The sequence below is a fragment of the Streptomyces sp. NPDC039424 genome, assembly GCF_055639495.1.
In genome coordinates this window covers 165,619-178,749 of record NZ_JBVKAI010000006.1, presented here as the reverse complement: position 1 = coordinate 178,749, position 13,131 = coordinate 165,619, and the positions used below count along the sequence as shown (strand labels likewise).

The window sequence follows — 13,131 nt, the reverse complement described above, 5'->3', positions numbered from 1 at the left end:
TCGACGCGCAGTCCTTGGGAAACAACGCGCCGCCCCTTAGGGGCGGCGGGTCTCACCGAAGTCCCATAGGCAGACGACGGACCGGTCGCCGCCCGCGTGTCTCGCCGGGACGTGCACTTCGTCGAGGAAAGCCGGCAGGTCCCGCGGCAGACCCGCCCACGTGTGCGCGAACCACTCCCCGAGCTCCGGGCGGCGCAGCAACTGAGCCATGTGGGGACTGCAAACGGCCAGCACATCGCCCGGCCGGGTCTCGAAGCGCGCGCAACGCAATGCCATCGGGGAGGCGGGCAGTCGCGCCTCCGCGGTGCCGCTGAGGACTGGCTGCCAGGCGCCCTCCCGCAACCGCAGCACGGAGCCATCACCGACGCCGAACCCCACGTGCTGACGTACCCCGTGATCACCGAGACGGGTCAGCAGCGCGGTGAGCGCGACCTCGACCGTTGCGTCCTTCGCCGCACCGGCGTCGCCGGCAGCGGGGGCGGAACCGCCCTCCTTGGCCCACGCCAGGAGCCGTACGGACCGGGCGACGCCCTGAACCGCGGTGCACAGCATGCCCTGCAGCTCAACGTCGTTCGCCTCCTCGCCGGCCGTGCCCGGAGCGCGATACAGCTCGTCGCCGAGCTGACGGCTGTATCTGCCGAGTTCGGCGGTCAGGCTCTCGCAGGCCCGTTCCGCCGCCGACCGCGACCAGGACGCGCGCGGGGCACCTGCCGCGACCACGCTGAGCAGTGTGGGGGACGGGATCTCTTCCACCGCCCGGAGCAGGACCGCGTCCCGCCGGTGCTCACCGTCCTCCCGCTGCCGCTCGCCCCGGACGGACGCCGCCCGGACGATCAGCGGGCCCAGGTCCGCGCCGTCGACGGTGCTGTCGGCGGCTGCGTCCCTGCCCCGGGGGAGCGGCTGCGGCACGGTGAGCGTGAACGGCCCCCCGCTGGGCGGGTCGACGGCCTCGGGCGTCTCTCCGGGCACGCCACCGTCCGGGGCGAGTTGCCCCACGGAGAACCGCGCGGCGAGTCGTGCCTGTGCTACCGAAGCCAGTCTGGCCTCTACCCGTGCTTCGACTTCGGCCGCCAGTCTGGCCTCTACCCGTGCTTCGACTTCGGCCGCCAGTCTGGCCTCTACCCGCGCGTCGACTTCGGCCCTCAGCCTCGCCTCCACCTGCCTTGCGACCCGAGCCTCGAATCCCGCCCTCAACTCGGCTTCCAGTCGCGCCTTCAGCACGGGGAGGCGGGCCGACAGCAGCGCGGCGACATCAGCCTCCTTGCCGCGCTCCAGATCGGTGAGCCGCGCGCGGAGCTCGTGATGGCCGGCGAGCGCCTGTTCCCGCTCGCCACGGAGGGCGGTGAGCTGGGCTTCGTAGGCGCTGCGGATGCCATCGAGCTCTTCCGGACCCGGCCCCGGCGGGCTCGGCGCCGGGAGGGACGGGGGAGACCTGCGATGGGTCCGGACGGCCAGTACGCCGAGCAGCGCCAGCGAGGTGAACAGCAGGACGAGCAGTGTCACCAAGCCGAACGGTTCGATCTCCATGTCATCGCCCTTCCTCGGCGGCCAGCCGCGACACGACCCGCCGGGCGAGCCCGGCCGTCGCGAAGGCCTCCAGGTCGTCCCAGGGGCCGAGTCCGCCGAGTCCGCCGCGTTCCACCGGACGTGCGGTCACCTCCCGGCACGCGACTCGGATGTCCCGGCACGCCGCCAAGAGCCGCCGGGCGGTGAGTTTGGGAACATGCTCGCGGGCCCCGTCGAGCAGCGGACGCAGGACGCCGTCGGCCAGTGCCGCGGCGCCGGAGGCCACCCAGTCCGCCTCCGCCTGCCGTACCGCGTGCTCCGGCCGCCGTACCGTGTCGTCGAGCAGTCGCGCCGCCTGTTCGGCCTCCGCCAGGGCCACGGCGTACAAAGGCAGCCCGTGCGCCGCGGGCCCGAGAACACGGCGAACCGGCTTCCGCAGCCAACCGCCCAGGTCGGTCATGCCCTGCGCGCCGCGCAGCCCGGACACCGTGGCGAGCAGCACGATCCGAGCATGAGGGAGCCGCCCTGTCTGCTCCAACAGGGTGCCGAGCTCACCGACGGCGGCGGGGAGCTGCGTGTCCCCGGCGAGCGCGGAGGCGGGCACCGCGGCGAGCACGAGATGCGCGGCGTTCATCATTTCCAGGGTCCGCCGGCGCAGCACACGCAGGGCTGCGGGCCCGATCTCGCCCGGCGACGGCATGGGCAGGTCGACGACCTCGATCCGCAGGTCGTCCACGCCCGGCGCGGGCCAGGGCAGCAGGGAGGCGCCGAACGGTGTGTGGATCTCTGCCGAGAACGCCGGAACCGAGGCCACCGCGGCGTCCAGGTCCGACGAGAACCGGCCGGTGGCGGCGAGATCCTGGCAGCGGCGCCAGGTGCGGGAGACCTCGTCGGCACCCGCGCAGCTCGGGGCGAAGAAGACCTGCCCGACCGCACCCTCCTGGGCGCGGACACGTAGCCACGCCGCCGTCCCCGGCGCGGCGCGCAGTGCCTCGTCCAGCACGCGCGGCCGGGTGGCCAGCAGCCGTGCCAGGTGGTTCAGCGCCGCGACCTGACCGGGCGCGAACCGGAGTTCGGGACGAGGGACGCCGCCCGAGTGCACCACGGAGACCGGAAGAAGGTCCCCGTCCACGGGCGGATCGGTGACCCGTAGGCCCGTCAGCAGCGGTACCGGCCCAGGGCCGGGGCCGGTACGGACCACCGCCACCCGGACCGGAACCCGCCGTCCGGGTCCGGCGCCGAGCAGCGCCACATCGGCCGCGAGGTGCGGCGAGAACCCGGCGGCCCGGCCCACCCCGGACGCGGCGAGTACGGCGCTCGCACGCACCCACCACGGACCTTGCACCAGGTCGTGGCCGGTCGCACGGACTTCTGTCATGTCACGGCCCGCCGATCGCGGGCGCTGCGGAACGGCGGACCACCCGTCCCTTGAGGTCCGTCCGCTGTGCGCCGGTCCGGCGCAGCGGTGTCTGCAGCAGCCACATCACCAAGGGCCCCTGCCGGGCCGAGTAGCCCATGTTGGTCTTGGTCTCCGTGTGTTCGTTGAGATCGTTCTCCGTCCAGGTCCCCGGCGCCGCGACCAGCTCGTAGTCGGCCTTGCGCGCCAGGGGCCGCAGGATGTCCGCCACCCCCAGGCGCCACCGCCACCACCAGCTTTCGGGGGCGGCCGGGGGCCAGTGCAGCAAGGAGCCCAGCACTCCGTCGAGCCGGTGGGCGGACACGAGCCGCTCGTCGTCCGTCCAGTCGTCCCCGCGCAGCGCCTCGGCGGCGCCCTTCAGGTTGGTGCACAGCCGTATCTCGTACGTCCTGCGGCGACTGCCGTCCTTGAGCGGGACAGCGCCGGGAGACATGCTCAAGTCGTCGACGGCGCACAGCCCCGCGTCCAGCCGGGCCAGCGTCAGGGCCTGCCCGGCCCGGGCCGCCCAAGCGAGCAGGGGATCGTCGGGCCCCAGGACGTCGACGACCTCCGCGGTGAGACCGAGCGCCGCGAGAACGTCGGGGGGCGCGTCGGCTGCGGCACGCCGGAGGACGGCGGGATCGCGCAAGTCCAGGGGCGCCGCCGTCTCCTCGCACAGGCGGTGCGGTCCCGGGCGGCCACCGGCGCCCGATGTCTCCTCGGGGCCGTGCACCGCCGGCACGATCACGGCCGGATCGTCATGTGACGGTTCGGCACCGAGGCAGTCCCGTACGGTCTGCGCCGCCCGGGCGCGCCATTCGGTCTCGTCCGGCAGTCGCAGCAGTGTCAGGTGAAACGCCGTCCAGGCCGCGGCCGCTGCTGCTTCGGTGCCGGCCGCGTCCCCCGTGCAGGACACACGAGAACCCAAGTGCTTGCGGTGCCGCTTGGCCACCTCCGCTCGCAACACGCCGATCCGTAGGGCCCACTGGGCCACTGGGTCCACCGTGGGTCCGGGCCCGGGACGGGCTCCGGATGGCCTCTTGGCCTCCGCTTCGGGCCCGGGCCGGGGCTCGGGGTCCGGCTCCCGGGCGGCCACGGTTTCGGGATCCGGGTCGTGGGTGTGCCCGGTTTCGGGGTCCGGGTCGTGGGTGTGCCCGGTTTCGGGGTCCGGGTCGTGGGTGTGCCCGGTTTCGGGGTCCGGCTCCTGGGCGGTCACGGGTTCGGGTCCCGGCGGCGATTCGGGTTCCGGCGCGGCTTCGGGCCCTGGCCGGTTCCCGGGCGCCGCGTCCGCTTCCGCTGCCGTTCTCGGTTCCACTCCCGCTCCCGGTCCCATTTCTGGCAGGGCGTCAGGCAAGGACCCGTCGCCGGTGACTTCCCCGCGCGGCCCCGCGACGGCCAGGCGCCTGCCCTCCGCGATCGCGAAGCCGAGGGCGTCACGTGCGGTCGTGGCACGGTTGACGACGGCGTATCCGTCGGCGAGGTACGGGGCGTGCGGCCCCACCTTGCCCAGCTCCGAGCAGCAGGAGTCAAGGGCGTCCAGCAGGGTGTCGAGGGTCGCCGACGGCCCCTCCCGCAGGAAGGCGGTCACGGCCGCCGAGAACCTCTCCCAGTGGCCGGTGGCCGTGGCCGCGGTGGTGTTGTCGGACATCAGTGCCTCCCGGTCCACGGGTCCCAGTACGGGTTGAAATCCGTCGTGCCGCTGTTCATCGGCCGGTGCAGCACCCGGCCGGGGCGCTGCTCGACCTCGCGCAGGGTCTCGGCGGGCAGGTAGGGCACGGCACCGCGATGGATCCGCAGCCGGCCGTGGGCGTCCAGCGTCGCGCGGTGTTCGGACCCGCCGGGTGCGGGGAGCCGGCCCAGGTACTCGGCTTCCCCCGTCTCCTCGCGCAGCAGGTAGAAGTGGTGGACACCGTCCCGGGGCGGCGCGTCGACGACCGCCGTCCGGCCGGGCACGGGTGGCTCCTCGGAGTCCGTGGTCTCGTGGAAGAGGGCGTCGAGATACGGCTCCGTGTCCCGCGTCGCAGGAAACACCTCCACCAGCTCCGGTCCGCCGGGCCCCGGTTCGCCCAGCGACACGCAGATGCTGCCGGGCAGCGAGAACCTGCCGAGCCCGGCGTCGAATTCCAGCCCTGCGCGCGCGCCGTTCAGCTCCACCGCCTGCCCGGCGACCAGCAGACGGGGCGTGCCGTGGCAGAGCAGGATGTACGGGAACAGCTCCTGGTCCAGCTCCAGCTGGTAGTTGACCCCGGAGCCGTCCTTGCGCCCCCACACCTCGGCGAGCGGCTGCGGCAGCGACTCGTCGTGCGCGGCCAGGAACAGGTTGAAGCTCCCCCAGAGGATGGAGTCCCGGGACGATGTGGCCCGGTGCAGCATCACCATGTCCGTCAGCGGCCTCCAGCCCGTACGGACCCCTCGGCGGCCCCGTGCGTCCAGTTCGGCGAACGGGGTACCGGCCCGCAGCAACGTCAGTACGCTCGCACCGCCCTCCGCCGCCGCGCCGAAGTCGCCGGGCAGACTGCTGAACAGCCCCTGTGTCCTGATGTCGAGTTCGCTCAGCCGGATCAACGGATCCGTGTCGGACAGCTCGTTCCGGCGCGCCAGGTTCCCCGCCAGCGCCCGTGTGGAGTGGGCCCACGCGGCCCCCAGCGAGGTCGCCTGCTTGGCGATGTCGCCCCGTTCCACGGACAGCGCCGTCGGATTCCAGCCGAGGCGCAGCTGCGTACCGGCGTCGGCCTTGGTGAGGACGTCGGTCACGGTCTCCCCGACCTGGGCGAGGGCGCTGCTGCGGCCGGAGAGCACGACCTGGTCGAGGACCGGCAGGGGCCCCGGCTCCAGTCCCTTGGCGACCCGCTTGGCGTTGTCCTCGTGGATGTGGGTGAAGACGGTGCGGACGAGGTCCGCACCCATCTCGGCGGCCCGCCTGAGCACTGGATCCATCAGCTTGCGGAAGTCGGCCGGGTCGAGGACGACCTCCTTGACCTGGCCCAGCCGGTGCGGGGCCGCGCCGAGGATCAGCTGGACATCCGTCTTGTTGATCGTGAGCGTCGCGTCCGACGGCCTGTCGCCGTCCTGGCCCAGCGCGCACTTCTTGTGCTCGGCGAGGTCCCACAGGGACTTGAAGCGGAGCTTCAGTCCATCGCGTTCCTCCTCCGAGAGGTCCTCGTCACCCCAGTCCGTCGGCAGGTGTTCGTCGAGCGTCAGCCGGACGTCGGGCGCCACGATCGTGCCGAGCGCGTCGGCGGCCTGTTCGGCGACCCGCGTGGACAGGGTGCGCTCCCCGGGCTCGCCCGCCGCCGCGTTGAGCCGCAGCTGGTCGACGAAGCACGCCTTGAGCCAGTAGAAGACCTGAAGGGTCAAGAGGTCTCCGCCCAGTTGCCCGTGCCCGGTCGAACCGAGCAGCACGGGCTCCAGCCGGTAGTCACGGCCGGAGACGAACTGCTGCTCCTTCGTCAGGGTGGGCGTACCGTCCACCAGGGCGAGGCGCAGCAGGGCGATGTCCGTCGTACAGCCGCCGATGTCGATGGCGAGCAGGATGCGATGCCAGGTCGGCGGGTCGTCGCCGACCCGGCGGGAGCGGGAACGCATGGCCTCCAGACCGAGGTTCTGGTTGTCGGAGAGTTCCCGCATGACGAAGAAGAGGCTGGCGGCCAGGCCCTCGTCGTAGTCCATGACCACCTGCGGAATGCCGAGACCGGCACGGACGAGCTTCTCCAGCCGGAGTTTGATCTCCGGCAGGATGGTCGTCGGGTAGGTGATGACCGCGGTGCGGACTGTGGGCCGTTCCCGGCCGGCCGGGCGGTGCAGGAGTTCCTCCGCCCGCTCCACCAGGCGCAGATACAGGTATTGGGTGAGATGGACCGCGCTCATGTCCGTGCCGTCGAGGCGAGGCGGCTGCTGCTGGAGCAGCGCGCGCTTGATGCCGGTGATCGCGGTGACGTCGCCGGGCCCATGCGAGCCCCGCAGGGCGAAGTGTCGCTCCTCGGGCGCCCGCGCGCCGGTGAACATGACCCCGCCGTCCGTCTCGGCCCGGCTCTCGTGGAGCTCTGGCGGCTGTTCGACCAGGGCGCTGGCGGGGGCCATGGTCCGGTCCCCGGTGACATCCGTGTAGTCCACCGGCCGCAGCTGCTGGCGGTCCAGCGCGGGTGTCTGCATGACCCGGGCGTATCCCTCGAAGAGCCTCGGCACCAGCCAGTCCCGCAGCGCGGGCCGGCCGTCCTCACGCAGGGCCTGCTCGACCTTCACCATCAGGGCGTCCACCGCATGGGGGTCGTCCAGCCGGGACAGGGCCTGCCTGCCGGTGATCCGCTGCCCGCCGCGGCGGCCCAGGACGATGCCGCCGGACATGATGCCCTCCACCGCCTTGCGCCACTCCTCCGGCGAGTCGGCGGGAGGCGCCAGCAGCCGGCCGAGCATGTCCGCCAGCGCCGCCGCCCGGCCGGGATCGACCAGCTTGTGGGTGATCCTCCCGAGGTCCCAGACGGTCGCCGTGGAGGCGGTGGAACCGAGGTCGACGGCGACGAACTGCTGAAGGCTGTCCAAGGTGGGCTGCGGGGGCCGCAGCCTCAGGAATTCGTCGTCGGAGTCCGACCGTCCGGTGGCACCCGCCGTGTCCGGCGGCTGTTCACCGGGCGGGGCGAACTCCAGGGTGACGCTGCCGACAGCGGTGGCCGTGCCCGCCGATCCGGTGTACTCCACGGACCAGTGGACGTCGATGCGAAGCTCTTGCCCCGGCACGGTCCCCGCGAAGTCCGCTGTACGGGGGTCGCCGTGAACCAGGCTCACCGGCAGCCCGGCCTCGCGGGAGAGGATACGGGGCCCGTCCACGCTGACGACCGTGTAGTCCTGGGGAGCCCAGACCGTCTCCAGTGCGTGGGCCAGCTGCGCCGGTATGAGCACTCCGTGCTCGGCGCGGACCTCCACACGGGGCGGCAGGTGCACGGAGAGGTGGCCCGAGGTACCGGGTTCGCGCTCCGCCAGTACCTCGGGGAGGGTGTAGCCCTGGTGGCCGGCGTAGACACGGAAGTGGCGGCGGCCGAGGGCCACGACACCCGGTGGTGCCGCGGCGGGGGACTCGGTCCCGGCGGGGCCCGGGACGCGGAACGAGATTTCCAGTGCGCTCATGTCAGTCGACGCTCCATGCCTGGACGAGACGGTCGATCGGCTGCTCGGAGTGCGTGTCGTCAGCGGCACCGTCCTCACCGTCCGGCGAGCCCGAGGGCCCCCCGGCCCCGGAGGGTCCGCCGGGCGGGTCCTCCCGGGGCGGGGGCACGATGTCGCTCTCCTGGAGGAGGGCCGCGGAGGCCCGGTCGTACAGCGGGACGAGGTTCTCGGCGACCGCGCCGATCAGTTCACCGAGGTGGTCCGTGACCGCCCGGGCGGCGGCGACCGCCGTGTGCTGGCGCAGCTCCGTCACGCGTAGCGGATGGCGCTCCCGTTCCTCGAGGTACTCCTCGAGGTCCCGCATCAAGTGGTGCCAGGGCAGCGCGTGACGGGGCTGCGCGGGGAAGCACTGTTCGAGTTCCGCCGCGTCCCACGTCCGGTGGCCGAGCGCCGGCATCAGCTTCTCGACCGCCTTCGCGGGTACGAGCCCGTTCCACAGGTGTGTCAGGCGCACACGTGCCTTCGCGCCATCGCCGAAGCGGCGCACGTACAGCTCCGTGAGCACGGTGGCGGTGCCCGGGTCGGCGAACCATGCGCGGAGCGGGGCGAACTCCTGCTGCCAGTGGTCCGCCCAGTCCTGGCACCACTCCCGCAGCCCGTCGGTGCCGCTCCGGCTCCAGTGCCGGACCGTCTGCAGGAAGTTGTCGATGAAAACGTCCGTACTGTCCTCCGCCGGCTCGTCGGCGGCGGGTTCACCGGCGTCCGCGCCGAAGTCGTAGCCGGGAGGCAGCTCCTCGTCGTCCACGGGCTCGGTCACCGGTGGCCTGCTCTTGGTGACCAGGTGCCGCGGGTCCCGGTCGGCCCGCTCCAGCAGGTGGTGCCACTGCGTCCACTGGAAGACGTCTTGGTGCACCGCGGCGGCGGTCGCCGCCAGGCTGGGCGGCGGGGGAGGAGCGGCTACGGCCTCGGCGTCGCCGTGGGGCACCGCCGCGCCGGTAGCGAGCGGCGTGCCGGGATCCCGTACCGCGTGCAGGGCCGGACGCACCTGGCGGTCCAGCAGACGGCGCAGCTCAGCGAACTTCTCCGCGATCTCCCGGTAGACGGCGTTGTCGCCCGCGGTGGCGCGGTGCACCTGGCGTTGCAGCGTCAGGAGGGCCGCGTCGAGCCTGCGTCGCGAGGCATCGGCGCGCTCCAGCTTCTGCGCCACGCCGTTCTTCCGGACGTGGTCCTCGATCAGGGTGCGCAGTCGGCCGATGCCCCCGTCCTCGTCGTAGGCACGCAGCCGAGGGGTCCACGGATTGGCGGTTTCCGTCTCCTCGAGTCGGGCCGCGATGGGTTCCCACAGGCGGACGCCGACGGGCGGCAGCGCGCCGATGGCCTTGCGGACGCGGTCGCGTGTCTCCTCGATGAGGCCGGTGTACGACAACTCGTAGCGGCGGATCGCGGGGATCGGCGAGGTCACCACGATGCCGTCCTGACGGCCCCGGACGTACTTGTTGCCGTGGACGTGGATCCCGTTGAGCTCGTCCGCGTGCCGCAGCAACTGGTGCGTCGGGAGTCCGGGGCCCGGCACGGAGGCCAGGGACGGAAGATGCGTCCGGTCGAAGACGTTCGCGGCCACCAGTGCGGCGTGGGCGAGGGCCTCCGGAGTGCGGCCGTCCTCCAGGAGCATGTCCCAGAACTCGGACGCGCCCTTGGACTGCGGGCGGGAGGCGAGGATGACCAGCAGGATCGTGTGCACGTCCACGAGTGCCCGCCGGCTCAGGGACTTGTCCCTGCCGTAGGAACCCGCGGCGCCGATCCCGGGAAAGTCCAGCAACTGCACGGGGTGTTCGGACAGCAGGCCGCCCAGGGACCAGTGGTCCGGAGACACCGTGACCTCCTGGACCACCCGTTCGATCAGCGGGAAGCTGTGGCCGAGCGCCACGGGGTCTCTCTTGACGCTCTCGCGGTCGAACGGCTGGAAGACGGGCTTGGGCGGCGCGGGAGGGGTGAGCATCTCCGTCGGCAGCTTCAGGGCCTGGTCGGAGATCGCCCGCTTGACGGGGACGCGCTGTCCGAGAACGCCCTCCCGCTGCTGGCTGAGGAACGCGTCCCTGATCCGGCACAACTCGGCCACGGTGTCCCGGTAGGTGTCGCCCACGGCCTCGGGAGGTACGGGGCGGGGGGCCGCGCCCGGCGGGGCCGGCCACAGGCACGGGTACCAGCCGTCGAAACGTGCCCAGCCGTCCGGGTCGGTCACCGGGTCGTATCCGCCGAGCGCCTTGCCCGCGCCCAGTTCCGGGTGCCGCTCGTCCAGTCTGGTGATCAGGCTGGAGAGGATGTCCTGTACGCAGCGGCTGAGCTGTGCCTCGGTCAGATAGCGGACCTCGATCTCCTCGGCCGCGCCGGTCGGGCTGCCATGCCGGCCCGCCTTGAGCGACAGCACGGTGATGTTGCCGGTGGTGGCACGTTCCTCGACCGGCAGCAGGTCGGGGCTGCCGAGGAGGGTCCCCAGCAGCAGGGACTTACCCATGGAGTATTCCCCCACGACGCCGATGGTGACCGGGGACGTGGCCCGCTCCCACAGCTCCCGGGCGGCTTCCCGGACGCGGTCCCGGGCGGCGTGGCACTCCGGGGTGTCCGGTATCTCCTGGTCCTGAAGCATGGCTTGGACCTCTTTGACGTACCGCTGCAGATCGGCGAGACCGATGGGCGGGGCCGCCGGGTGACGTGCGGCGGCCGGGGCGGCTGGACGGGGCATGGCGACTCCGCGGTGAGTGCGGTCGAGAGTGGGGCGGTGGGGTGGTCGGCGCGGCCGTGGGCCGGTGATGCCTCGGGTCAGTGGAGAAGGAAGAACAACTCGATGCGGGCGGTGCCGGAGGCCACGCGCCGGTCCGTGTTGTGGTAGCCGCGAATGATCTTTTCGTCGTAGGGCGGGAAGAACCGCGGCGCGGCGGAGGGGAGAAGCCTGGCGACGGCTTCCGCGTAGGCCGTGCTCGATCCGGTGTCGACCGCTCCGCTCGGCAGTCGCCCCGCGTTGCCGAAGACGATGACGAAGGCGGCCCGTTCGCCTTGGAACTTCCGTACCTTCCGGGCGACTTCACGCTTCAGGCCGGTCTCGGCCGATTTCGAGCCGGAGATGAGGGCCTCGGGATCGGTGTGCACGCTGATCGACTTGGTGACGGGGTCCAGTCCGCCGCTCGGCGGGGCGGAGCGGTCGTGACTTCGGGCGGGCGTCGAGGTGGAGGGTATGGGGGTGGTCGGCGGTGTGCAGGCGGAGTGGGGCGACCGGGCACAGGGAACCTGGCCGGCGCTGGGCCACTCGGTCCCGCCCAACGCCACCAGGACCATGACCAGCAGCAGATCCGCGAAGAGCCAGCCCGCCAGGCGCGCCACCGGCAGCCCACGCCTGCTCACCGGTCCTCCTCGGCCGCCGCTCGCCGGGTCCGGGGATCCTCGGCAGGCCCCGGCCGGGCCGGATGCCGTTCGGCACCTGTGCCGGGCGCTCCGGCGGCCGGCCGCTCATCCCCGGACGCGGGCTGGCGCAGGACCTTCGTGGGCGTGGAGCGGGGCTCGGGCGGTACGGACGGCCGCGGCGGCGCGGGCGGGCGGGGCGGCGCGGAAGGGGACACGTTCAGGGTGTCCGCGACCGGGCGGGGTGTTGCGGGGGTGCTCGCGACGGAACCGGGTGTCACCGGAGCGTCCGTGACGGACCGGAGTACGCCGTGCAACCGCTCGACCGCTTCCAGCAGACGGGTGTGCGCCCGGATCTGGCCGTCCTGCTGGGCGGAGCCCGCGTCCCGCAGCTCCGCCATGCGCGCAGCCAGCTCCGTGGTCAGAGTGTTCACCTCCTCGCGCAGGGCAGCGGCCAGGGCCGCGATCGCCAGGTCGTAGGCGCCGCCGATGCGCTCGGCCCCCTCGGCCGCGGCGCCTTCCAAGGCGTCCGGCAGCTTCGCCAAGGTGCGGTCGAGACCGCTCAGCGTCGCGTTCAGGACCTGGGCCGACTCCGCGCTCGACGCCCGCACGGCGTCGAGGGATTCGGTCACCTCGTGCACGGCCCTGCGCATCCACTCCGCCGCGCGGCCGGCCGCCTCGCCGTCCCGCTCCCGCGCCTCGTGCGCGGCCTTGTCGATCCGTTCGGCCGTCGACTGCCCGGCAGCGCCGATCCGGTCCGCGGCCAACTGCCCGGCCCGGTCCACGCTGTTCGCCATCGCTGCGCCGGACCTGGCCAGCTCGTCGGTCAGCTGCTGCGCGCCGGCGGCCACTTCACCCGCCGCCTGCGCGGCCGAGTGCACCGACCGGCGTACGTCCACCGTTCCCGCGCGCAGCTCCGCGACGGCCGACTCCAGCGCTTTGACGGCGTCGAGGTGCCGCTCGGCAGCCGTCGCCGCGCGCGTCTGCAGGGTGTGAGCGCTTGCCTGGACGTCCGCCGCCCGGGTCAGCAGCGTCCGCAGGCCCGCCGCTGCGCCCTGGAGTTCCTCGGCGAAGCGTGCGGGGGAGGAGTGCGCGGCGCGCGCGGCCAGCGCCTCCACCTGGACCAGCGCCCCCGACAGACGCTGGACGAACAGGTGTCGTTCGGTCTCCTCCGCGCGGGCCCGTAAGCGGCTCAGGACGGTGCCCGCCATCAGGGCGAGCAGGGCCACGACGGTGTAGACGACCATCATGTCGAAGCGCAGGAACGGCCAGAGATGGCCCTGGAATCCCTGCTGCCAGAGGGTGAGGAAAGAGCCGGACGGGCCGGCACCGCCGCTCGTACGCGCATCCGATTCGCGCATCTGCTGGTACGCGTGCGTGGCTGCCCCCAGCCCCGCCCATGTGACCAGCAGCGGGACGAAGACGAGCACGGAGGGCAGCGCGGAGAGGCGTCGCAGCCGCCGAGCCCGGCCCGATTCGGCCGCGGCGGGTACGGTGAGCGAGTCCGGCCCGCAGTAGGCGGCGACCAGGCCGCCGCCGGCCCACAGGCGTAACTCGTCCTCCCTGCCGGTCCGTACCGCGTCGGCGAGACGGCGCAGCGCGTCCGCGTGCACCGTGCACCGCGGATGCCCGGCAAGATCGTGCAACTCGGCCGCGAGACGCCCGGGTTCATGATGCGTGGGCCCCGCCTGCGAATACCCGTTCCCTTGGGCGCCTCGGGCACCGCCCCCGCC

The 13,131-nt window shown here is 73.0% G+C and carries 7 protein-coding genes; all 7 read right to left on the bottom strand.

Annotated features, from left to right (window positions below; all coding sequences use genetic code 11):
- Nucleotides 1-36: 36 nt before the first annotated feature.
- On the bottom strand, nucleotides 37-1,527 hold the full coding sequence (locus ACZ7L0_RS17725) for a protein phosphatase 2C domain-containing protein (protein ID WP_471243379.1): 1,491 nt from the start codon (nucleotides 1,525-1,527) through the stop codon (nucleotides 37-39).
- Between the two features lies 1 nt (nucleotide 1,528).
- Nucleotides 1,529-2,884: a hypothetical protein gene (locus ACZ7L0_RS17720; RefSeq protein ID WP_471243378.1), complete on the bottom strand. Its 1,356-nt coding sequence runs from the start codon at nucleotides 2,882-2,884 to the stop codon at nucleotides 1,529-1,531.
- 1 nt (nucleotide 2,885) lies between these two features.
- Nucleotides 2,886-4,550 (bottom strand): hypothetical protein, encoded by a 1,665-nt coding sequence (locus tag ACZ7L0_RS17715; protein ID WP_471243377.1) that lies wholly within the window; start codon nucleotides 4,548-4,550, stop codon nucleotides 2,886-2,888.
- A complete protein-coding gene (locus tag ACZ7L0_RS17710) occupies nucleotides 4,550-8,023 on the bottom strand; it encodes a hypothetical protein (RefSeq protein ID WP_471243376.1) in 3,474 nt (1,157 codons plus the stop codon). Before ACZ7L0_RS17710 ends, ACZ7L0_RS17715 begins: the two co-directional genes overlap by 1 nt.
- Nucleotide 8,024: 1 nt before the next feature.
- Nucleotides 8,025-10,745 (bottom strand): hypothetical protein, encoded by a 2,721-nt coding sequence (locus ACZ7L0_RS17705; protein ID WP_471243375.1) that lies wholly within the window; start codon nucleotides 10,743-10,745, stop codon nucleotides 8,025-8,027.
- A gap of 77 nt (nucleotides 10,746-10,822) precedes the next feature.
- Nucleotides 10,823-11,401 carry a hypothetical protein gene (locus ACZ7L0_RS17700; protein WP_471243374.1) on the bottom strand — a complete coding sequence of 193 codons (579 nt, stop codon included), beginning with the start codon at nucleotides 11,399-11,401 and terminating at the stop codon, nucleotides 10,823-10,825.
- Nucleotides 11,398-13,011, bottom strand: a complete 1,614-nt coding sequence (locus ACZ7L0_RS17695) for a hypothetical protein (protein WP_471243373.1) — start codon at nucleotides 13,009-13,011, stop codon at nucleotides 11,398-11,400. Before ACZ7L0_RS17695 ends, ACZ7L0_RS17700 begins: the two co-directional genes overlap by 4 nt.
- Nucleotides 13,012-13,131 lie beyond the last annotated feature (120 nt).